This is a genomic window from Tolypothrix sp. FACHB-123 (genome assembly GCF_014697075.1).
In the GTDB taxonomy this organism is placed as follows: domain Bacteria; phylum Cyanobacteriota; class Cyanobacteriia; order Cyanobacteriales; family Nostocaceae; genus Aulosira.
In genome coordinates, this window is the sequence record NZ_JACJRE010000074.1 from 1 (window position 1) to 23766 (window position 23766).

Annotated in this window: 18 protein-coding genes; 11 read left to right on the forward strand and 7 right to left on the reverse strand. The window is 39.1% G+C overall.

Annotated features, from left to right (window positions below; all coding sequences use genetic code 11):
* Positions 1 to 413: 413 nt before the first annotated feature.
* Positions 414 to 3563, forward strand: coding sequence for a plasmid replication protein, CyRepA1 family (locus H6G41_RS29710; protein ID WP_190751358.1), 3150 nt, complete (start codon positions 414 to 416; stop codon positions 3561 to 3563).
* A 95-nt stretch (positions 3564 to 3658) separates the two neighbouring features.
* Here H6G41_RS29710 and H6G41_RS29715 read toward each other — a convergent pair whose 3' ends face one another.
* Together H6G41_RS29715 and H6G41_RS29720 are read right to left on the reverse strand one after the other, a co-directional pair.
* Complete coding sequence (locus H6G41_RS29715; protein WP_190751360.1) at positions 3659 to 4477, reverse strand: class I SAM-dependent methyltransferase; 819 nt, start codon at positions 4475 to 4477, stop codon at positions 3659 to 3661.
* Positions 4478 to 4514: 37 nt separating this feature from the next.
* Positions 4515 to 5045 (reverse strand): hypothetical protein, encoded by a 531-nt coding sequence (locus H6G41_RS29720; protein WP_190751362.1) that lies wholly within the window; start codon positions 5043 to 5045, stop codon positions 4515 to 4517.
* Between the two features lie 713 nt (positions 5046 to 5758).
* Between H6G41_RS29720 and mobC the strand changes: the two genes are divergently transcribed.
* The 4 genes from mobC to H6G41_RS35915 all read left to right on the forward strand — a co-directional run bounded on the left by mobC (position 5759) and on the right by H6G41_RS35915 (position 9374).
* Complete coding sequence (gene mobC, locus H6G41_RS29725) at positions 5759 to 6190, forward strand: plasmid mobilization relaxosome protein MobC (RefSeq protein ID WP_190751364.1); 432 nt, start codon at positions 5759 to 5761, stop codon at positions 6188 to 6190.
* Between the two features lie 4 nt (positions 6191 to 6194).
* The gene (locus H6G41_RS29730) at positions 6195 to 7850 is read left to right on the forward strand and encodes a relaxase/mobilization nuclease domain-containing protein (protein WP_190751366.1); all 1656 of its coding nucleotides are present in this window, start codon (positions 6195 to 6197) and stop codon (positions 7848 to 7850) included.
* A 579-nt stretch (positions 7851 to 8429) separates the two neighbouring features.
* The gene (locus H6G41_RS29735; RefSeq protein WP_190751368.1) at positions 8430 to 8984 is read left to right on the forward strand and encodes a hypothetical protein; all 555 of its coding nucleotides are present in this window, start codon (positions 8430 to 8432) and stop codon (positions 8982 to 8984) included.
* A gap of 261 nt (positions 8985 to 9245) precedes the next feature.
* Positions 9246 to 9374 carry a hypothetical protein gene (locus H6G41_RS35915; protein WP_277878215.1) on the forward strand — a complete coding sequence of 43 codons (129 nt, stop codon included), beginning with the start codon at positions 9246 to 9248 and terminating at the stop codon, positions 9372 to 9374.
* A gap of 1095 nt (positions 9375 to 10469) precedes the next feature.
* Here the strand turns inward: H6G41_RS35915 and H6G41_RS29740 are convergent.
* On the reverse strand, positions 10470 to 11693 hold the full coding sequence (locus H6G41_RS29740) for a CBS domain-containing protein (RefSeq protein ID WP_190751370.1): 1224 nt from the start codon (positions 11691 to 11693) through the stop codon (positions 10470 to 10472).
* Between the two features lie 502 nt (positions 11694 to 12195).
* Complete coding sequence (locus tag H6G41_RS29745; protein ID WP_190751372.1) at positions 12196 to 12537, reverse strand: recombinase family protein; 342 nt, start codon at positions 12535 to 12537, stop codon at positions 12196 to 12198.
* Between the two features lie 761 nt (positions 12538 to 13298).
* On the opposite strand from H6G41_RS29745, the gene H6G41_RS29750 reads away from it, so the two are divergent.
* The 3 genes from H6G41_RS29750 to H6G41_RS29760 all read left to right on the forward strand — a co-directional run bounded on the left by H6G41_RS29750 (position 13299) and on the right by H6G41_RS29760 (position 16781).
* Entirely contained in the window at positions 13299 to 14006 is a 708-nt protein-coding gene (locus H6G41_RS29750) for a sensor histidine kinase KdpD (RefSeq protein WP_190751375.1), read from the forward strand.
* Between the two features lie 116 nt (positions 14007 to 14122).
* Positions 14123 to 14269, forward strand: a complete 147-nt coding sequence (locus H6G41_RS36275; RefSeq protein ID WP_190751377.1) for an element excision factor XisH family protein — start codon at positions 14123 to 14125, stop codon at positions 14267 to 14269.
* The gene (locus tag H6G41_RS29760; RefSeq protein WP_190751379.1) at positions 14253 to 16781 is read left to right on the forward strand and encodes an S-layer family protein; all 2529 of its coding nucleotides are present in this window, start codon (positions 14253 to 14255) and stop codon (positions 16779 to 16781) included. Before H6G41_RS36275 ends, H6G41_RS29760 begins: the two co-directional genes overlap by 17 nt.
* A 623-nt stretch (positions 16782 to 17404) precedes the next feature.
* Here the strand turns inward: H6G41_RS29760 and H6G41_RS35920 are convergent.
* Together H6G41_RS35920 and H6G41_RS29765 are read right to left on the reverse strand one after the other, a co-directional pair.
* The gene (locus H6G41_RS35920) at positions 17405 to 17530 is read right to left on the reverse strand and encodes a hypothetical protein (protein WP_277878214.1); all 126 of its coding nucleotides are present in this window, start codon (positions 17528 to 17530) and stop codon (positions 17405 to 17407) included.
* Positions 17531 to 18060: 530 nt separating this feature from the next.
* Positions 18061 to 18594, reverse strand: a complete 534-nt coding sequence (locus H6G41_RS29765) for a helix-turn-helix domain-containing protein (RefSeq protein ID WP_190751381.1) — start codon at positions 18592 to 18594, stop codon at positions 18061 to 18063.
* 159 nt (positions 18595 to 18753) lie between these two features.
* Here H6G41_RS29765 and H6G41_RS29770 point away from each other — a divergent pair, with 159 nt between their 5' ends.
* Together H6G41_RS29770 and H6G41_RS29775 are read left to right on the forward strand one after the other, a co-directional pair.
* The gene (locus H6G41_RS29770) at positions 18754 to 19149 is read left to right on the forward strand and encodes a type II toxin-antitoxin system RelE/ParE family toxin (protein WP_190751383.1); all 396 of its coding nucleotides are present in this window, start codon (positions 18754 to 18756) and stop codon (positions 19147 to 19149) included.
* Entirely contained in the window at positions 19121 to 19438 is a 318-nt protein-coding gene (locus H6G41_RS29775) for a DNA-binding transcriptional regulator (protein ID WP_190751385.1), read from the forward strand. Before H6G41_RS29770 ends, H6G41_RS29775 begins: the two co-directional genes overlap by 29 nt.
* Positions 19439 to 19707: 269 nt before the next feature.
* Here the strand turns inward: H6G41_RS29775 and H6G41_RS29780 are convergent, their stop codons facing one another.
* Positions 19708 to 20463, reverse strand: coding sequence for a hypothetical protein (locus H6G41_RS29780; RefSeq protein ID WP_190751386.1), 756 nt, complete (start codon positions 20461 to 20463; stop codon positions 19708 to 19710).
* Between the two features lie 551 nt (positions 20464 to 21014).
* Here H6G41_RS29780 and H6G41_RS29785 point away from each other — a divergent pair.
* Entirely contained in the window at positions 21015 to 23741 is a 2727-nt protein-coding gene (locus H6G41_RS29785; protein WP_190751388.1) for a TM0106 family RecB-like putative nuclease, read from the forward strand.
* The last annotated feature ends 25 nt before the right edge of the window (positions 23742 to 23766 follow it).

The window sequence follows — 23766 nt, forward strand, 5'->3', positions numbered from 1 at the left end:
TTACGTCATGAAACTTCTATTTATGGTCTTTAATCCCTGAAATTTGAGCTAATAAATGCCAAAAAGTCTGCGAGGTAGGAACTCACAGACTTTGACTCAAATTTTTCATTTGATTTTGCTCGTATTTTGTGGATTCGGTGCTTGCAACACCTACCACACGCACACCCCGCTAGGAAAGACAGAGTGTAAAACCCCCACAAGAGTTGAATCAAGTGGAGCCTTTATTTGATTATAAGTGTCTATCACTTTATTTCCAATAGATTGAGATGAAAAAATAGGCATGAAAACAAAGGGCAAAACTACTTGATTCTTAACCATCTACAGCACAAGTTACGCCAACTGTTCCGTAGATAAAAGTTGAAATTCTGTCTTTTCTGGGCGAGGGCAACGTCACCCCAGCTTGGAGAAAGAAATTGAAAAACCTATCAAGTGTTTTACCATCTGCTCAAAACCTACTGCCAGTAGAGAGCTTAGGCGAGTTTACCAGCCGAATTGAGAGAGAATTCATTACCAAGAGCGCGATCGCCCCTGGTCTCTACACAGAAAACATCCGCATCATCAGCGACTTAGAAATCAATGCCGGCGGGGAGGTCGCCACCCCCATACATGATGCACTGAACTGGAAATATACCCGATTTGGACATCAAGCCAAACCCACACTTCACGCCGCAATATTTATTAACGAAGACGGCACCCCCTGGCAAGCCAAACTAAGTCAACCCAGGACTGACCCGAAAAAAGACAAATTTCAAAAATACGAAACCCCAATTGGCAACGGCTCACGCGCCTATCTCCCCACCATTAACCGAGAAACCAGACGCTTAATTGCCCAACGCTACAGCGTAGAAGTCCCACCAGCTGGCGAAAGTTTCTGGGACTGGCTAGAACTCCACCCAGAAATCCCGATCATCATTACAGAAGGTGGTAAAAAATCCCTATGCCTGTTATCCCAAGGATACGTCGCCATTGCCCTTTACGGAATTAACGGCGGCTACCGCAGCAAAGATAAACTTGGCAACCCCATCAAGCCTTACCTAATACCAGACATAGCCCGATTTGCTGTAAAAGGTAGACATATTAACCTAGCCTTTGACCAGGACACAGACACAGCCACCCAAAAACGAGTTAACGCTGCCATATACCGCTTTAGCCGCTTACTGATTGCATCTGGCAGCAAGACAGATATCGCCATCTGGAACGGTCAAAAAGGGCTGTGTAAAGGCGTAGATGATTTAATCGTCAACTCCGGGAATACAGCCTGGGAGACAGCCTTAAACCAAGCCCTACCGCTAGCCCATTGGCAACTGTGGCAACGCTTAGAAAATCGCTTAACTTACTCACCCTCATTACAACTGACCACAGCTGACTTATCCACCCTAGAAATCCAAGACTTACCCCAAATCGGAATTATTGGCATCGACTCCAGCAAAGGCACAGGTAAAACTAAATTTATCGCCAAAACCACAGCTGCTTCTCAGAAAGTCTTAGCCGCCAGCCACAGAATTTCCCTAGTCCAAAATTTATGCGCCAGAGCTAACTTAGATTACCGTGGCGACCTAGATAAATTCAACGGCAATTTTATTAAAGGTTCAGCTTACACCCTAAGAGTGGGTTTTTGTGTTGATTCGCTCTTAGCCATCGACCCCAAAAAATTTGCAGGCTGTGACTTAATCATTGATGAAATTGTCCAAGTAGTTCGTCACTTACTCACCTCTAGCACCTGCGACCGCAACGGCAAACGCCCCGCATTACTTGCCAGATTTGGCGAATTAATTAGAGTCTCCAGAAGGATAATTGCCGCTGACGCTGATTTAAACAACCAGACCCTACACTACATTAAAGAACTGCGGGGAGATGACACCCCCATTTTCTTAATTCGTAACGACTACCAACCCGAACCCTACAATGTCACCTTTATTCAAGCCAAAGATAAATCAGCAATTATTAACAATTTAATTGCTGATGCCCGTCAACTACAACCAGGTAAAACACTGTATGTCACCACCGATAGCAAAGCCACCAGCAAGACCACAGCGCGACTGCTACTTAAAGCCATTCCAGGAATTAGAATCCTGTTAATTAACTCCGAAACCAGCGGCAATACCGTTGAAAAACGGTTTATGAAAACACCCGATGCTGTCATTGCCCAAGGATTATATGACGTAATTATTTGCACTCCCACAATGGCCACAGGAGTCAGCATTGAACTCAAAGATTTCATTACCAGAGTCTATGGAATTTTCACAGGTGCATCATCCACCGACGCGGATATGTCCCAATCTTTAATTCGTGTCCGTGACACAGTAGACCGTGTAGTTTGGTGTGCCAAACGCGGTACAAACTACTGTAAAGTTTCTCACTCCAGCAATTATCTCGAAATTAAAAACCAATTACAACAAAGAACCGATGCCACCGTTAGCTTAATTCGTTCCAACCTCAGACCTGATATTGTTGGAGAAATTGCCAAGTTTAACTGGCAAGATAACCCCCATGTTAATCTCTATGCCCGCATTAGTGCCGAGCAGAATTATTCCATGATGAATCTTGCTGATGCACTACTAATTCGCCTCAAACACGAAGGACATCATATCAAAATTCATTACCAACAATCCCAGTTGGCAGTCAACGTATTATTAAAGTCAGCCAAAGAAGAAATTCAATTGCTGGAGGCTCAAAATATAGTAGCCGCCGCCGATTTAACTTATGCAGAAGTGGCACTTTTAGAATCGCTTGAAGCTGTTTCCCCAGAAGATGCACTAGCAGTAACCAAATTCTATCTCAAAGATTTTTACTGTCTAGACCATCTCACAATAGAAGATGTACTTTGGGATAAAAGCGGTCAACGACGCGGAGAACTGCTCAACTTAGAAGCGCAACTAAACCCGGAATTATCACTCGATAGAACAGCCAAATCATTAGAAAAACAAGCTTCTTGGAATCAAGGTGTTTGCCCCTGGGATATTTCCGGTACAGCCCTGCGGCGACAGATTCGAGAAGCGTTAGGGTTAAACGATTTTTTAGACACCAATAAAGAATGGACAAAAGCTGACCTTAAACCCTACGCCGATAAAATCCGACAATACGCTCCAGAAATTAACCTGTATCTCAACCGTACCATCAGCGACAAAATGAGTGATACGCAGGTTGTACATCAGCTGCTCTCCCAGTTAGGCATCAAAATGGCATTTCGTTGGTCGAGGTTTGAGCCAGGCTTTGAGAGGCAAAAAATTAAGGTCTACCGACTGGATACTGAGGTTTGGCATAGCCTGATGTCTACTTTACATCGACGCGCCACACGACGCGAAAAGCTGACTGAATCTTCTGAATCTTCTGGATCTGGTATACCTTTTAATACTAAAAATCAGGTGGGAGATCCAAATCTACAACGACCCGAATCTATTGCAGATAAACTAATTGGGTGTATTGTGACGGTGACAGAAAATCCCGACCAATTTCAGGTTATTAGCTTGACACTGGACAATAGAGCTAGATGTCATAACTTAACCAATAATACTGTCGTTTTCCGACCCATCCCGGAACTTATACCAGTGGATGGAATGTGAAATAAACTAAATAAATTGTTGAATTAATATTTGCACTCAAGATTTAATTGCAGTGCTGTTTATTGTCGTCTTTGATTTGGCTCAATCCCTGGTTACTATAATTTGTGCGCTATGGCATACAAGACTTCTACTAAGAGTGTATGAACGTTATTAGTCCGCAAATATTCTAAATTTGCTTGTTTAACACGTTCTCTTGCCGTAGGTTCAAGTTGGTCGATTGTACCTCTGAATCCTCCACCCAAAACCATTATCCACCAATCTTCAGGAGAAGCCAGTTCATGAGTGCCTAGTTCTGCAAAAACCTCAACCTGTGTCGCACCACCTGCTTCTAGTAGTGCTTGCAGTGAAACCGGTTCTGCAATCCTATCCCACGGTGTAAAACTTCGATATAAATCCGGGCGTTCAGTCTTAATCGCATCCCAGAATATTTGATTACCTGGTTCAAAAACCTTCTTTCCCCAAGAGGTAATCGCTAGTTTTCCGCCAGGGCGAACCATACGCCAAAGTTCTTTTACTGCTCCCACCATATCAGGAACAAAGAAAATCCCGAAAACACAAACAACCGCATCAAAACTTTCGGATTTCAAACCTAAATTTTCAAAATCACCGTATCGAAATTCAATATTTTCTAGACCTTGAAGTTGTGATTTCTGACGCGCCAGTTCTAGCAAAGATGAGGCAATATCTATCCCTAAAACTCGACCATTAGAGCCTACACGTACTGCTGCCTTAATCGCAGAAGCACCAGTTCCACAACAAACATCTAAAACTAAATCACCCTGACGCAGTGAGAGATGCTCAATAGTTTTTTGACCAAAACGATTCCAGAAAGATAAAGCCGGAGCGTCAAAATAATCAGATGCGGTGTTAAAAATTGTTTTTGTCTTTTCTAGTGCCTCTTCTCTGTTAATCATTAATTACACCTACTTATTGTCTGAAATAGTGAGCCGTTTATATTTCATCATCACTGTAAATTTTTGGCACAAAAGCTAAACTGTTTGATTGGCTAGTTAATTCTGATTTATCCTCTGGCTCCTTAGCAGCCGCTTTCTTTCGCTTAGTAGTTTTAGTTGTGGAATTAGAAGATTGTTTATTTGTATCCGGTAATGAACTAGACGACCCATCACTAGATGACTCATCACTATGAGAAATCTCTTTTGAGGTTGATTGCTCAGATGAAGAAGAGTTTAATTCCTCTCCTGTAACAAGAGAATTATCACTAGATGTATTAGCATCCGTTGTCAAAGCTCTCTTGTGAAAACTCTTAATCCCACTGGGTGCTAGTTCCACCCCATGTCCCTGGAATACAAGAGCAACGTCCTCATAAGAGTAGCCAGCATCCAACATATCCTGAATAGGTTTAGCTAAACTTTTGACCAACTCCTGGAGGCTAATGGTTTTAGGAGTAGCCGCTTTTTGTTTAAGACTAGCCTGGATCTCTTCTACTTTGGATAAAGGAACAGTTTTAGGTTTACGGGGCATAGTTAGGTTAATGAGGGTGTGGGGTATTGAGTGTAGGGTATAGGGGAATTCCTTTCAATGAATTTTTGGTAATTGAAGCAAGTAGGTAACGAAACAGGGTGTACAAAAAGATGATTCTCTGCTCTTTTCTCTATACCCTATACCCCACCCCCGACACCCTACACCCTAGTTTTGGTAGTAACAAATTATCCCATTGTAAAAAAACTAAGGCACAAAAAACTTTAAGATTCTTGTCCTCATGTGACTCAGAGAAACAAAAAGAGGTTATTCGGTAAGTACAGTAGACTAGTGTAAAAAAGCAGTAACAGGTCATCAAATAAGAGCGGAACCCCACCACTCACCGGATTGTATAACAGACCATGACCCCGGTTACACCGGGCTATTGCATTCACTTTACCCGCAGTGCCCCAAAGTCACGTACTCCCCCAATTCCGCGTGTAGCCCCCGGTTCACGTTCCCCCTATGCCCCGCGCTGTGGGAGAGGCAAGCAATACGCCTTAACGCGCCTGCGGCGCTCCTTTTGCTTCGCAAAAGAGGCGTGTTTGCTTGTTGGGGGTCTCCCCCAAACCCCCATGAAACGAAGTAGGAAGTCGGAAGTTAGAAGTCGGAAGTATGGTTAATCAAAGGGGATTTTAACTCATTTATTTGACAAAAGAAATTTGTCACTTCCGACCTCCGACTTCCTATTTCCTACTTCATTAAATAAATTGTTTATGACACAATCAGACCCCCGCATAGCATTAAGTGATCAACTAGCAGATGCACTAAATAATCATTCAGTACAACCTGAAGAAAAGCGAGAAATAACCATCACCTTTAGAGTCAGCTATGCCGAAAAATCCAGGCTTGAACAACGCTGTAGCGGAGTGGTGCAAAGTGACTATATAAGAGCGAGGTTATTTGATTACGTCCTGCCACAAGCCAAGCTGACTATTCCCGAAGTTAACCGACAAGCCATCTACGAACTAAAGAAAATTGGTAATAACCTCAACCAGCAAACCAGAGCCATCAACGAAGCCGTAAAAATTGGTAGCCAACCCCTAACCAGCGATGTGCAAGAATATCTGCAAACTATTAAAGAATTAGCTGCCCTATTAGAACAAACTCACGCCAGCTTATCTCAACCCATCTCAGACGAGGAGTAGCGAAATGATTACCAAAGTTCAAGCTAATAAATCATTTCGCGGTACTACCAAATACGTACTAGAGAAAGAGCAAGCCCAGATTATTGGCGGTAATATGTACGGCTCTACCACCGATAAACTAGTTGAACAGTTCACCTTATCAGCCCACCTTAACCCTCAATTAAAAGACCCCTGCTACCATCTAATGCTGTCAGTCCCAAAAACTGACAGAAGCCTAAACGATGACGAATTAGCGAATCTCTCCCAACGCCACTTCGCTAACGTCATTGTCCTATCCCGTCTTAAAGGTGAAGAAGCCCAAGTTAAACAACCAGATAAAAGAATATCTGACACCAAGCTAAACCAGCTAGTTGATGAATTTATCGAAACCGAGCTACCCGCTTATGACTTCTTCATAGCTCGACACTCAGACAAAAAACATGACCACACCCATATCGTTGCATCCAGAGTTAATAACCTAGACGGTAAATCAATCCGCACCTGGAACAATTACGCCTACTCAGAACATTCAGCTCGACTCCTAGAGCGAGAATTTAACCTAACACCCGTGCAAAGTAGTTGGGAAAGTAAACGTAAAGCCATGACTCGCAATCAACTAGAACGAGTAGAGCGTGATGGACTTCCAGGCGAAGAAATAATGCGAAGAGCGATTGAACAAGTCGCAGTTAATAAACCTACAATGCCAGAATTTATTGAGCGATTATGGTCAGAACATCAAGTCCAAGCCATTGTTAGCTATTACAGTCACGGGGCAGTCAGAGGCATTAAATTTGGTATTGATGTTGGTTCTGTTAATGAGGATGGCTCCCCTAGACTGCTCTGGAAACAGGGAGGTAATCTCAATAAATACAAATGCTCATTTACCAAACTTCAGACAGAATTAGGCGTAAACTATAAGCCAGAACGGGACAATGCTGAAATTAAACGCCTCAATACTTGGTTAGAATCAGCCCCCAGTACTAAAAATAATCAGCAACTAATAGAACAGTCATTATCTCCTAAAGCTACAGATAATACCCAAATAAACGCCAAAATATCTTCAGCTATAGCTGAAACTAAAACTCCAATAACTCAGACGCAATCATTAGAGCTATACAGATATTACAGTGTAAAACTAGAAAATGAATTAGTTACAGACCGAGATAAAAGAGTTGCTGTTAGAGCGCTACAAGATGGAAAAACTGCCCCAGAAGTGGAAGAAATCCTAAAAGCCAGCCCTGCCTTCTGGAGTCAAGAAGAAGCAAGAGCATTGGTATTGATTGCTGAATCTCAGTTCATCAAACAGCAACGAGAGCTTGAAGCACAACGACCACAACAACAGCAGTTAAGGCAGGAATTATTAGCTATAGCCGTTCCTGTTGGTGTTGAGTTAATCAATCACTTACTCAAAGGCACTGGTAAAGATAGCCTGAGATTTAAACACTCTACTCTGTCAAAACAGGGTAGAGAATTAGTGTTTACTCATGATGAACGTGGTGAGGTTTTTCGTGTCAACGTCAATCGTAACCAGCAAGGTGATCTGGAGTATTCCCTAGTGAATATAGCTGAAGTTAGGCAGTCAGATATTGAGACTTGGGAAAAAGCTAAGCAGGTATTGCTTGAATATATAGAGCAAGAACGACAGGAGTCAATCACTCGAAATAGAGGATTATCCCGGTGAAGAAAGCTGGGGAGGCTGAGAAGGCTGGGGGAGAGAATAAAAAATAAACGACACCACAAAAGAAACCCAAATAAAAGGTTATTCCTGCAAGGAAAACTCTTTAACTAATATAATTATGAAAAAATAACAATGGAACAATAACTCTAAATTTCTAAAATTTTAAACTGTTTCTCCCCCCCCCCTCGGGGCGCAACTCTTAACCGCTTCGCTCTTCTAGGCGGTGTCTGCCACTGCCACAAAGAAACTCGTTGAGCTACCCAGATGGTAGCAGGCAGCGGCAGACACTCCGCTGCGCCGCCTAGAAGTTAAGAGTTGCTTGGATTGTGGTAATTCGAGTTTAAACAGTTAGTTACGACCTATTTATTCTCAGAATTTTAGGAATTATTTGTCCGTTTTTCTGGGGATTGAGCAGGAAATTAATTGCCTGATAAACCAAATCTTACCCAAGATATAAAATAAAATATGCCAGAATCAAAGAGGTACATTGCTTCCATAGAAAGTCAGTTACTATCCATGAAATTGGAGGCAGTTTACTTGTATTTTTCGCTCTAATTTTAGGTGAAGAAAGAGGCATAGGTGATGGGAAAAGCAAAGCGGAGAAAAAAACTAGACCCTAACTACCGTAAGACTTTAACCGAAAGCATTACTCTGGTGAAGCTGCCTCTTACATTTGAGTCGCTAGAATCTCATGACTTAATTATCACTAAGTGCGATTTTAAAGGTATAGATCCAGAGTTAATAGAATGCAACTCAGAAATTCTGCTAGACGAAGTAATGGGATTTTGCCCTCAATACCAAGCTTATGGCAGACGATACTACTTAAACCCAATGCTCAGGAGTAAAGAGATCATAGAGCAGGCAAAAAACTGTATTGAAAAGCAACCTGGTGTGCTGTTTATCTACCATGATTACGAACAGTCAGATCTAAGTACCTTTTTCTTTGTCGAAACCGCAGAATGTGAGCATCAACTCAAGTTCGCTCTCGGAAATCATGTGGGTAGCTGGATTGCTAACTTAGTCAGAGAAACAGCGCAACAATCTTCAATTAGATGCTTTCCTATCCTGACTTATGCTCCTATCCCCAAAATTAATGATGAAAACCCAGCTTCATTTTTCATCGCTAATCTAGCGTAGCTAAGAGACACGAGCGTACAATAATACGAAATAAAACAATTGAGAGTAGATAGCGGTAGTGGTCAGCGATCGCGCTCTTGTATGAATGGATCGAGAAGACTTTGAGGCTTGGATTACACGAATTAGCCCTTTGGTGTAATCCTGCATGAATTATGAGCCTTAACAATAAGCTAAATCAAGATTTTCTTCATTAATTGCGTAATTTAGCACAGAAACCATGTGGTAATAGTAAAATATGATGCCACGCTGAAGAGGTAGTAGATGGAGCCATTAACTGCTGGTGCGATCGCTGTTGGGACTGTGATTGCGACTAAAGCTTTGGAAAAAACGGGCGAAAAGGTAGGCGAAGCCTTATGGGATAAAACTGACGTGAAGCCGAGATACGTGTAAAAAGCTGCAAGATGGTCTGAAAAGCCCTGCTATATATAAGTTTGAGCGTTTTTGAGGCTTATGTAGTATTTTGAGAGAACATACTTGCAGTGTAAGGGTCAATAATTGCTTTTTGTCTACCACAGAGAATTATAAAAACTGTGTGCTTGAAATGAATATAACCCTTGTCCTGTAGGAGTTTCAGGCAATTCACCGCGAAAGATGCTTATTGTCTAAGTTGTAAAACCTGTAAATAAAGTTAATAGATACTCCGGTTTTTGTAGCGATAGATACCCAAGATTTGTACCCTTGTGTCAATTTCACTTAAAAATTGCTGAAACATATATATAGTAGGAGTTTCCAGACCATCTTGCTTAAAATTACACATATCTCGGCTTAACCCCTAACACATTTGTTTGTGAGTTTGTAACACTTTCGCCAACAGCATCAGCATCCATGCAGAAACTTACGCTAAGGCTGTAACCCTTCCTGTGTAAGCATTCTGTCAATCGATATTTTTGGCAATTCTTAAAGTACCAATTAACCTATAGGTTATTTAGTACAGCTTTTTTGTACGGCACAGCAAGGATTTGAGGCTTTTAAATTTCAGACAGATCAATTGGTACAGGTTTATAAAAGGCGATCGCTTGGGTTCAAAACGGCTAATCAATTCCTTAGCGTAAGTTTCTGTTCGCCTGCTCATTTCACCCCATCATCCCTCGTTATTCGTGGCTCTGTCAAACTTGCCTGTGCAATCGCTACTAAACTTCATTCTTTTACCGCATCTGATTTAGCACAAGTTGATATTCATACTTGGCTCGAATTACGCTCTCAATTGCAAAAACACCACAAAGCAAGAATTGAACAATATCGATTTCGCAGAGACCCCAAGGGTTACTTGGCTAATTTAGAGAGTCGTCTTCTCTAGTAAGTTTTACCACACTAGGTATTTCTTCTAGTTTATTGATAATTGAGGCAGCTAACTTAATTTTTTTCTTTCCGTGTATTACACGGAAAGGGGGTATCTATCTTTTCCAAGTAATACACGGTAGAGCCGCCGTTTTTATGTTAAGCAATATTTCGCCAACGGTATCCGTATCCCGGTTGTACCCCTAATTAGCCTTTATTATCCATCAAGGGATCGGTAGAACCGATTATATCTATACTAAAATTGCGAATTGCTTGAATCTCACTTTTTGCTGAACTTAAGTATATTTGTCTTAATTCTGTCGATAAATCAGGGTTATTTCTCAAATGTTCTATCCTGTTTTCAAGACTAGAAAGCAACCATTCTAAATTATCTTTGTAAACTATATGTTGTCTCTTTATCTCCTTTGAATATGTTTGTCGAGGTGGTTCTGTGGAGTGAGTTTGTTTACTGACATCTCCCACTCTCTCTACTTCTATTTGAGCTAAAGTTAACTGCAAACTTTCTATGACTCTATACATTTCTAGTGGGTCAAATATTCGTAACAAGCTAGTTTGAGTCACGATACCTAACTGTAATCCCCAATTCCAAGATACCACTAATCTTTGTACTCGGTGCTTTTGCATTTCTTGATGAGCAGACCATAGGGAATCTTCTGGACTGAGCAAAAATAATGGTGTACTCATCACTTCTTTTGCTTCAATTTGAGCCAAATTTAGTTGCAAAGCCTGAAATTGCATAATATCGTTTTCTGTAACAATTCCCACAGGCTTGAAGGAGTACTCAATATTATGCCAGAAATTATTTTTAGTAATAACTATGCAACTAACTTGATGTTTCACCATCATCTGCGCCAAGGTGAGTACAGAAGTTGTTGTTGGTGCATGAATAACCTGAGTTGTCATAACTTCTGATACACACCGCACTTTCAACAAATTGGTGGGACGTAAAACTTGCCTTATGCTTCCTGGAGAGGCAATTCCCGCTACTTGTTTGTGTTTATTAACTATCACCAAGTGCCGAATCCGATACCGTCGAAATAAAAAAAGTGTGGCAAAAATATCCTCAAATAGAGTTTCCGACAGCGTAATCACTGGAGATGTCATGACATCAACTATTTTCACGTTAGCAAAATCTTTACCCATCGCCACAAGTCTGACAATATCTCGCTCTGTAAAAATGCCCAGTAATTCTGTTCCTTGCATGATTAAAACACAACCTGAGCGTATAGATGTCATGAAACTGGAAGCAATTTTTGCATCAAAATCAGGTATAAAGCAACTCTTACCTCGTGTCTGATGCATTAAATTGACAACATCAATTAGCAAAGCATCTGGTGTAACCACCAAAGGATTCCGATCTATCGCATCTTCTAAGTCGGGAAAACCAATGAGTTGGGGATCTATTTGCATAGTTGACAGTGTCTAAGTAGCATATAGACATGAATTTATTATTAATTTTTGCAAATAAAATTATATTGCAATATAAACATAGTAAGATATAATTCGAGGGATGTAAAATAATAAATCATCAAAAGCTCTTAATGCAACGGTTTGAATGCAAAATAGGTAAATATGAATAAAAATTCAAAAAGTTAGAACTAAAAAGCTAAAAATCTTGGTTCTTCGGTTATTTTTATGGAAAACCGAGGTCAAAATCATTGAAAGCCTTATCCTGTGGGTATTTCATTTAAAACAAGAGCATGATTCTTTATAATCCTTGCCCCGTAAGGGTTTTGTTATGATAAATCCTCAATTACCATAAAAGGAGCGCAAGAGCCAAAATCTTACTGTTTCTTGGTTATCGCTAGTTAAATCTGTTTTTCGCCATAAGGGGATCGGTAGCCCAAATTGTCAGGTGGATTGAAAAGGAAAAAAAGATACATTTTGCTCTATTTACAGCCAATCTTTATATTCAGTCTTCGTCCATACCTGATATTCTTTGCGTTTTACCATAAAGCCTATCTAAAACCCTCTTAACTGAAACAGGTTGCCACTGATTTCCACGCTTTGTTTTATATCCTTGCTGATTTAGCCAAGTTGCAATTTGTGGCAGTGATTTCCCTGATTTGTGATGGCGACGAATGAATTCAATAATCTGTTGTTCGTCTGGATTATCTACTAGTTCGCCATTGACAGATTGTTGTCCAAAAGCAGGTGATCCATAGCCTGCATAACCACCGCTAGCAGCTTTTGCTTTCCGGGCTTGGTCTAGCTTTTCCCATAGGTAACTATTTTTTGGTTCTTCGGTAGCCATAGTTTTTAAAATTCAATTACCTTTGTAGATATGGTATCGCAATTACTAGCTGTTGCTAGTCAAGCAGTGATATTTTCGAGTCTACTGAGTGCTATGTACCAGGAAGCAATCTAATTGAATTCCGGGCAATATGTTTTACTACAATTTGGTATTAATTCAGCATTATCGCAGGCAAGGTTGTTTAATACCAATCTAATCACGACAGATGGAACTGCAAAAATCGCATTACTGACTGCCTGACACATTTCATCAAAGCATTGGTTTTACGTTCCAAGCTTGATAAGCTTGATACGGCATAATAAGGCTTTCAATCAATAAACCTAGTCCAAATGACCAGACTAAGCGCAAGTACCAAATCCTTATTTAGCAAGCATTTAGAGAGTTCTGTCAGGCAGCCAGATCGCATTACATAAAAAAGCTGGTTCTTCATTACTTGTTATGCTAACAACGCTTATAAAATAGCTCAAATTCCTTAATGGGCAAGAAAAATAGCTTTTGAACTTAAATTTTTAGTCTTTGGAACAAAATTAATCTTAAAACTGCCCCAAAACCCTACTATTAAATACAAATACCGATTTATCGTTTCAAGTTCAGCATAACACTTACGGAAGAGCCAAAAAGCTTACTGTTTCTTAGTTATAGCCAGTTAAATCTGGTTTTCGGCACCAGGGGAGCGGTAGAGCTAAAATTCACATCTTCAATAGTAAATAAAATTACTGTTGAAGATGTGAATGAACTGAAACAATCTGAGGATTCAAACAATGTTAGATAAAGAACATGAATTTGTGGATATTATATCCCGTCTCATTACCATAGTTTCTCACGAATTTAGAACTCCTTTAACTATTATCTTATCTTCCACAGAAATTCTCAAACAATATACTAATCAATTAAGTGATGAAAATAAAAATAAACATTTACTACGAATTGAAGCTACAGTTCACAATATGTTACAAATATTAGATGATATTTTATTTTTAGAAGAATATGAAGAACAGAGATTAAAATTTTCACCTGAAATAGTTGAAGTTGTGGAATTTTGTATTCAGCTATTGGAAAAATTTCGTCTGAGTAACGATAATCACAATATTCATTTCAATAATCAGCAGCAATTAATCCTGGCTAATTTAGACTTAACAATTCTAGAACAAATTCTGTATAATTTACTTTCAAATGCTATTAAATATTCTCTGAAAGAAACAAATATTTATCTTAACTTATTTCAGGAAAATAGCATAGTAATCTTTCAGATTCAATATGAAGGTATTGGCATTCGAGTGACAGAAAAAGCGCAATTCTTTAATTTTTTTCAGGGGGTAAGTAATATAAGTAGTTTATCTGATATAGGATTAGGGTTAGGATTATCAATTGTAAAAAAAGGTGTTGATTTACATCAAGGTAAGATTATGATAGAGAGCGGAATAGCGATAGGTACTAAAATTACTGTTATGCTGCCACTCGATTATTAAAATATGGTAAATAAGTACAGCCATGCCATCCATCTAATAGGCAATAAATTTGCCGTTTTCATGAGTTAGATTTAGGGGCATTAATCATCAAGGGAAATAATCATTGCCACCTGAATATGCCTGCTAAGGATTTGTATCATGATACCGTTGTTCAAGCCCTAATTAATGATGGCTGGGAAATTAATGTTACTTATACGGATATAGCGGGAATACTCACAATAATGAATTTAGGAGAGTATTGTTACTATGAAAGCGATGTCTAACGAGAAGCTGCGAAGCTTCTACGCTTATCTCGCAACCTTCACCACTACGTTATTGACTGTGGGGTTTGTATTACCTGCCATAGCACAAGTTACATCTGATGGTACTACTAACACTACTGTTAACCTTAACAGCAATGATTTTAATATTCTCAATGGTATAGGAAAAGGTAATAATTTATTTCACAGCTTTAGTAATTTTTCTATCCCTACTGGTAGTTCAGCCACTTTTGATTTAACAAACACACCAAATATTACAACTATATTTAGTCGGGTTACAGGTGGAAATGTTTCCAATATTGATGGGTTGATTCGCACGCTGAATAGTAGTAACCCAGTGAGTTTGTTTTTGATGAATCCCAACGGGATTGTATTTGGACCAAATGCCAAGTTAGATATTGGCGGGTCGTTTGTGGGGACGACAGCGAATAGTATTAAGTTTGCTGATGGGACTGAATTTAGTGCAGTCAATCCAACAGCAAAGCCATTGCTGACGATGAGTGTGCCGATCGGCTTCCAAATGGGGCAAAATCCGGGAGCGATCGTCAACCATGCCCAAGGGTCTGCTGGCTATCAAGGTTATCCGATCGGACTACGAGTTCCTGATCAAAAAAGCCTTGCATTCCTCGGCGGAGAAATCTTGCTCGATCAGGGTAACCTACGGGCCACCGAAGGACATATTGAATTGGGGAGTGTTGCCGGAAACAGTTATGTCGGCCTCAACTCTAGCGGCAATCGATGGTCTTTTGATTACGGACAGGTGACAGGATTTAATGACATCACCGTGCAGAGATCGATGATTGATGTGAATGGGAATGGAGCAGGCGGTATTTATGTCATAGGGCGCAATATTCTCATCCAAGAGGGTGGCAGACTGATGGCTCGTAATCTGCCGGGAAGCACTCAAAATGCGCGCGATGATATTAAGATTCAGGGCAGTCAGTCCATTGTTCTTCAGGGTCTATTTGCCTTTCCAGGCTCAGGTTGCACCGTTCAAATTTGTGGTAGTTTAATCTCAAATACAACCCAAGGTCAGGGGAATGCAGGCACAGTTGTCATAACTGCCCCGAATATTCAGATGCTAGATGGGGGACAGGTAGTGCTTGGCGCACGGGGCACAGGGGCCTCCGGCACAGGCGGTAAAGCGGTGCTTCAAGCGGACACCATTGACATTGTTGGAGTTAGTAAACTAGCGAACTTTGCAAGTGGCATTTCGGGTTGGATGACCAATGGTGCTTCAGGCCAAGGTGGCGATGTGGTGGTGAATGCTGGACGGTTACGCGTCCTCAATGGTGGGAGCATCTCCGTCTCTTCGCGGTCTAGTTTTGGCAGTTCTGTTCAAGGCGAAAATGCGACCAGTACTGCTGGGGCTGGAAATCTCGAGATCAATGTCCGAGATTCAATTGAGGTATCAGGGGTCGGCATTGCGTCAACCGGAGTAATCTCCCCAAGTACGCTAGATGCCTCTGTCTTTAGTGATGCCAAGGGACGGGGTGGAAATATTCGGATTAACACCGATCGGCTTTCGATCATCGGTGGTGCCCAAATTTCTACCTCTATTGATGCTGTGCAGGCTACCGGGAATGCTGGTAAGTTAGAAATCCAGGCTCGGGATGTGAAGATTTCAGGCAGCTTTAGCCCCAATCTACGCAGTGAAATCACAGCAACCTCTAACGGACAAGTTGCCGCAGGATCGATAAACATGAAGGTAGATAGCTTAACCGTAGACAACTCCGGGCGAGTTTCGGTGAGCAGCACAGGCTTAGGTGATGCAGGCAATATCAATATTGATGCCAAACAAATCTTGCTCAAAAACCAAGGCACCCTGCAAGCCAATACAAATTTGGGTGGAGAGGGCAATATCACAATTTCCAGTGATGCCTTAATCCTCAGATCGGGCTCAAGTATTACAACGAATTCCGGTAGCAACGTGAATGGTGGCAATATCAACATCGGATCGGATGTCATTGTCGGGTTAGGTAATAGTGATATTGTGGCCAATGCCGTGCAAGGGCGTGGCGGCAATATTGACATTGCTACCCAAGGGATTATTGGTTTAGAATTCCGTAATACCCTCACTCCCAGTACAGATCAAACAAATGACATCACAGCCAGTTCTGAGTTTAATGTCAACGGTACGGTGCAAATCAATAATATTGGCGTTGATCCCAATTCTGGGTTACTAACACTGCCTACAAATGTAACTGATCCATCTCAGCAAATAGCTACAGGTTGTTCTCATGCGAATAGTAGTAGTTTTGTGGCAACGGGAAGGGGTGGGATACCGCAAAATCCGACACAAGAAATGAGGAGCGATCGCTCTTGGGTTGACATGCGCGATCTCTCTGCATTCCACCAAGCCCAGGCAGTGCAAGCCCAAATTCCCAAATGGCCAGAGGTTCTTGTTCAAGCAACTTCTTGGCATCGCCGTACTGATGGCAAAATTGAGTTAGTTGCAGGGCCATCTCCTACTCAGGTGCAAGGATTATTAACTTGTGCTGCGGTGCCAAATTAAAACCACAAATATCGATTTTATTGTTACAATACCATTGCCAAAATAAGAGTATGAAGAGGTAAACCAAATTCGTTTTGTGGTAGAGCGAGTGACCCTTCAAGCTCTGGTCGATATGCTTTTTTATACCGCATACATGACTTATTTTGACATCGACGAATTTTTAGCTGTAGTTCTACTACCCCATTTAACGTTCTTATATGTCGAGGATTATTGTATTCATTCCACATTGCTTGACTGCACGAAGGGCATTTTTTTTGAACACAATCAAGTACTTCAAAAGATGTTGCCTCTGGTTTTAAACTTTTTCTTGCCAAGTTTTTGCGCCATTATTTCGCTACAAGGTCAAGATTACAGGATTTCCGCTCTCTCTAGTAAGTTTTACCACGCTAGAAACTAACAACTCATCCGTTTGTGGTGTTCAGCAGGGATACATTCAGAGAACATCAAAACTACAGGGATAACCCTCTCTGAAGAAACACTTTGCGTGGAGTGAGAAATAGGGATAACAAGGGTAAATCAATAGTTTTGAGCTTTAGTTAGCGATCGCATTCCTCGTATGAGCCATAACGTGTAATTGGTAGCGAAAACTCGAATGGCTTCATTCATCTTGCCCGTGGTTGCAGCTACACACTACCCCTATTACCCAGTGATTTCAAGCCGATTTTAGGGCATCCTAAAAGTGCCATAAAATGCATATCCATTTTAGCGATCGCGCCTAAAAAAGCGATCGCATTTTCTGAAAAAGCCAATGTTGAGCAACAGCCTTGCTCAGTCGTACCTATCTCAAAGCCTTATCTAGCAAAGCTTTTAACAGAGCTATTAGATTAATTTCTTACTTTTTTCTTACTTGTCAGCAAAATCATCAGTAAATTACTAACAAATCAACAAAACCATTGATGAAAATCTATATTTGATGCTGATATCTTTTAACCCTAAAAAAGTCAGATATAGCTAGGACATACTTAGTAAATCATCCTACATTTGTAATTATTTGTTACACAAGCCGCCATGACACAGTGCTTCTTGCTGCGCCTGGAGGCGATTGCTTTCAGCACCAGCGAAGCTGATCGCCTAACCGAATATTAGTATTGAATCTCGTCAAATGTCGCCACCGTTTCAAAGGGTTATACCTGCTATATGAAGAAGGCGAGTTTTACACTGTCGTAGTTTGGCGGAATTGAAAACAGCTACACCAATCTCGCCAAATCCCGCAATCTCGCCAGAGTCAGAAGTGAGTTTACCTGTGTCTGGCTGTTGGGAGGTCGCAGAGGAGCGAGATTCAAAACAGCTTCTCAACATACTCTTCCAGGTCAGCACGCTTAACTCGCCAGCTTTTACCAATGACTTTAGCTTTCAACTCACCTGATGTAATCGCATCCCTGAGAAATTCTCTAGATAATCCAGTTAACGCCTGTGCCTCAGCGATGGTCAGCAGTAACTTATCAGCTATTGGTACTGATGGCTGAGTGTCAGCCTTACCTAGTAATGTTTCAATGATTCCAGATAGCTTTTCAATTACGCCAATCTCGCCAAATCCCGAAACCTCGTCAAATCTCGCAATCTCGCCAGAGTTATGTGTAAGTTTGCCTGTGCCTGGCTGTTGCTCTGTCGTTATTTGGCGAGATTCAAAGGCAGGTTTTATAGTTGGTTGATCTAGTTCTGCTTTAAAAGCTTCTAGTTCAGTTGGGTCAAAGTTGGCAGTTGGGCGAGTTTTACCCTTCTCGTACTTAACACTAATTCGCCCTTGCTGGACGTAACGCTCAAGGGCGCGAACGCTGACACCTAAATAATCTGCTGCTTCCTGCTTGTTCATAAATCTCGCCAAATTAAGAACCTCGCCAAAATCCTATCAGTGATTGGCGAGTTTTGGCGAGATTGAGAAAGAGCAATTATTATTCCTCAGCTGTGCCGAAGCTATTTTTCGCCTAAAGTATATGACTAGGTGCTATACTTTAACCAAAGAGACTAGAAAATGAAAATTTACAAAAACCGTACTTTTGACCGTTGGGCGCGAAAGGAAGGCTTAAACAATCTTAGTCTCTGTAACGCTGTAAACGAAATGGCAGCAGGGCTTTATGATGCTGACCTGGGAGGTGGACTGTTTAAAAAACGCATAGCAAAACCAGGGAAAGGTAAGAGTGGTGGATTTCGGACACTAATAGCTACTAATAATGAAGATCGTTGGTTTTTTATTTTTGGCTTTTCAAAAAACGAACGCAGTAACATTGACAAAGATGAAGAAGAAGCTCTGAAAATGTTATCCAAGCAATTACTTGCTTATACACCAGAAGAGCTTGAGCAGGCGAAAAATAGTAATGCGTTAATAGAGGTGATTTGTAATGCGTCAGAAAAAATCAGCGATTCTTGAAGCAGTTCATGAAACAGCGTCAGACCTACACAAAGCTGGGCTAATGAATCAAACTACATTGCGCGAATTTGAACACCTATGTCTACCTCCTATTGAGCCTCTAGAACCATTACAAATTAAAGAAATACGGGAATCATCTCAAGTAAGTCAAGCTGTTTTCGCACGTATTTTGAATATAAGTCCTTCAACAGTTCAAAAATGGGAAATAGGACAAAAGCGGCCTAGTGGAGCATCTCTTAAGCTACTGCACTTGGTAAAGAATCGTGGGTTAAACAGTGTGCTGTATTAAAATTTTTGGCTCGTAAAACTTACTTACGGGTTATTCCTCTAATTTAACTTGTAAACCATTGTTCACCTCTGGTCGTTCAAAAACCAAACTAAGAAAATCTAGTAGTTAATTTCTTACCTAGTATTGTCAAAGCCTACAGATATCAAGGTATTTGAGAGCTTCGGCTGCCCAGCTTTATTGCAAAGTCGTTGTGTTTGCTCTTGGTGACTTTGTAAGCTTTGTAAAACCGAATTCCGCGACTGAAAATTGGATAAAGTCGAGCTTAGATTTCATTCATCAATTTGGGATTGGTCAAATGTTACTTCTACAGCTACTTGAAATGGGACATCAAACTCCGTATTATCTTGATGACGGAATTTGATAACTCCATGTTGCCAAATACGTTTCCAGGTAAAAAACACTTTTAGCTTTTTATACCCTGATACTTCAACCTGAACTTCTTCTGTATAGGTTTCTTTTTTTCCTTCAGAAATAGAATATTGAGACTTAAGCGTTTCTTGAGAGGTTAATTTTATATTAGCAATTTCAATTTCTGGTAATTTTACTCCTAAATTCAATTCTGTACCATTAACTTGTGTGTTTTCGTATTGTATAGAATAACTTTTTGACCATTCTTTACTAACTGTGAATTTTCGCGTTGTTTTGCTTGTACTTTTGGAGTTATCAATTATTCTTTGGTCTATACCCAAAATCTCCTCAGATCTATGTGTTTCTATAATACTCACAACTTCTAATTTATTAGGTCTGATAGGATTAGACTTACCATACATATTCCAGCGATGATTACAATCAGGACATTCTAATACTACATCGCGGCGAAATCCTACAGTAGCTAGAGCGATTTCAGTCCCATCTTTAGAGTAGAATTTAGCATTAATAAAACCTAGCCTATTTAATAAAGTCTTATTACATTTAAAGCATTTGTAACCTGAAGAAAGAAATTTTTTATATTCTTCAGAATATCCATAAATAGAGCCTCCAGCTGCACTAACAGAACCCATAGCCTTCAAAAGATCATCAAACATAAATATTTTACCTTCTGTAAAAAGTCAGTTTCTACTTCAAAATCAGTTCTATAGTTTCCGGAAAAAGGGAGCTAGACGAGATCCGTTAAAATTCAAACAATTTATACATAAATATTATAATAACGGATTTTTATTTACTAATTCACTCAAAAAAATGATAAAATTGATATTCATTTTTTTGCACAAAATAAAATCAACTTTTGACACTATTTAGTCCTTCAAACTTGTCCATTAATAGCTATTTTAGGACATGGCTTTACAAGAGAGGACACGCTCAATCCAGTATTAGGATATGGGAATCATTAGAACAAAAAACAGCGGAAAACTTAAAAGCCCTATTGAGTAAGGATTTTATTGACTATAGTAGTAGCTCATAATGCAATCGCCTTTTTCTACTTTCCCGACCAAAACGGTGATCGCCCCCTGGTTATATGGGAAACTTACTAGGGAGCCATCGCCGATAAATTCTATTATCGGTAATTGGTTCTCACGAATTAACCCTACTGACAGCCAGGGTTGGCTAACTAAATTGAATTTATCAAGGTGCTTTCATGATCACAAATGAAATAATTGAATCCTTTTTAAGATGTGATTATAAGGCTTATCAAAAATTTCATAATGAAGCAGGCTGTCAAACAGAATATGAAAGTTTAGAAATAGAGATATTGAATTTATATAAAAATAAATTCTCTGACAGAATTCAAGCAAATTCCGAAAATCAAATACATAAAGTCTTTGATTTATCCAAAATGATTAATATGAAAAATCTCATAGTTGTAATTGAACCAGTTTTTCAATCTAATCAGTTTCTCATAAGCTTTGAAGCTCTGGAAATTTTTCCTCAAAAAATATCTTCATGTGAACTTTCCTATACTCCTATAATAATTTCACCGAATGAAAAAATATCTCAATTGGAAAAGCTATCTTTAGCAATCAGGTGTTTGATTTTACAACATGTCCAAGGCATTTTACCTGAATTTGGAAAAATAGTTTATGGATATCACTTAAAGTCAACTAAGGTTAATATAGCAACTTATTTAGAAGAAGCAAAGAAGAAATTAAATGAATTACTAGAAACTATTAAAAATTCCAAAGCACCTCGATTTTATCAAAATAATTTTTGCAAAACTTGTGAATTTCAAGCTCCTTGTCAAGCCAAATTAGTCGAGACTGATGATTTAAGCTTACTAGGACGAATCAGCAAGAAAGAAATTTTAAAAAGAAATAATCGTGGAATATTTTCTATTTATCAACTTTCCTACACATTTAGGCCAAGAAAAGAAAAAAAGAAAAAGGGAGTTATCCAGAATAACCAACAATTTTTATGGGAACTAAAAGCTTTGGCATTAAGAGAAAAAAGAACTTATGTTCGAGAAGTCCCAGTGTTTAAAGACATAAAAACAGAAATATATTTAGATTTCGAGGGGCTTCCAGATGAAAATTTTATCTATTTAATAGGAATGCTCGTGAGAGAGGGCAAACAAGAGAAATGGTTTTATTTTTGGGCTGATTCATCATCAGATGAAGAGGAGATTTTTAAACATCTTTTTCAGAAGATAGCAGAGTTTGATGAATATATAATTTATCACTATGGTAGTTATGAAATTCGAGCCTTAAAAAGAATTAACGTGAAGTTGAATAAAATCTCTGAACCATTAATTACACAGATAATTACAAATTCAGTTAATATTCTTTCTCTTTTTACATCTAATATTTATCCGCCAACATATACGAATGAGCTAAAAAATATAGCTGAATTTCTTGGTTTTAAATGGACAGATAATAAAGCTTCCGGTCTTCAAAGTATAGTCTGGAGAAAAAAATGGGAGTTATCTAATGATAGTGTCTACAAAAGTAAAATTATCCAATATAACAAAGACGATTGTCTTAGTTTAATGATGATTAGGAATTGGCTGGGTACTATTAAGGAAGAAATAGCGAATGAAAATTGTGAAGCTTTTATCCAATGGGATAATATAAAGCCTGAAGACGGTTATGGACTTAAATATGGGAAGAAAAGATATGTAATTCCTGATTTTGAACAGATAAATCAATATGCTTACTTTGATTATCAACAAAATAAAATATATTTGAAGACAAATGAAAATATTAAAAAAGCGGTAAAAAGGAGAATAAAAAATTATAAATCTACTAATAAAATAGATAAGTTTGTCGAACTATCTCCAGAGATCTGCCCATATTGTAACGGTAAGCAATTTGAAAAGACACGACGAAGCAGTAGTAGAACAATAATCGATTTAAAATTCATGAAAAATGGCATAAAGAAATGGATTGTAAAATTAGAGTCTGGAGGCTTTAGATGCCACGACTGTAAAAAGGTTTTTGCTCCGCGTCATCTTAATAAAGTTTCTGGGTGGGGTGATAATTTGGTTATCTGGTCTATGAATCAATATGTTCAGTATAGACTGAGTTTTAATCAAATTATCGATATTTTATTGGATTCATTTAATATTCGTATATCTCTAACTGAAATGCAGGAATTTAAAGGTAAATTAGCTGCTAAATATCAGGAAACATATAATGAGATAATAAATCTTGTCATGCAAGGGACTTTGGTTCATGCAGATGAAACTCAAGCATCTGCAAGAGATATGTCATCAGGATATGTTTGGGTATTTGCCTGTATGGATTCAGTATTTTATTTACTCAAGCCTAATCGTGAAACCGACTTTTTACACGAGCTTTTTAAAAATTTTCAAGGAGTTATTGTTTCTGATTTTTACTCAGGTTATGACTCAATCAAGTGTGTACAACAAAAATGTTTGGTACATTTAATCAGAGACTTGAATGAAGATTTACTCAAAAATCAATTTAATTTAGAGCTAAAAGGCATAGTTACTAATTTTGGAATTTTATTGAAAAAAATAGTAACAACCATTAATCAGTACGGATTAAAAAAAACATTTTTGAATCCATATCGAGAAGATGTTGATGAATTTTATTTAGCGTTTATTGATACTGAGTATAAGACGGAATTGGCAGTTAAGTATAAAAAAAGATTCCAAAAGTATAGAGATAAATTATTTACTTTTTTGAATTATGACAATGTTCCTTGGAATAACAACAATGCGGAAAGTGCTATTAAACCGTTTGCTAAATATAGAGTGGCTTCAAGTGGAATGGCTACTGAAAATGGAATTAAAGATTATCTTGTATTACTAAGTATTTATCAGACCTGTAGATATAGAGGTATCAGTTTTTTAGATTTTCTGAAATCAGGTGAGAAAAGTATTGAGAAGTATTGCAGAACACATTAGATAAACGTCGTCATAATCCCCTTTT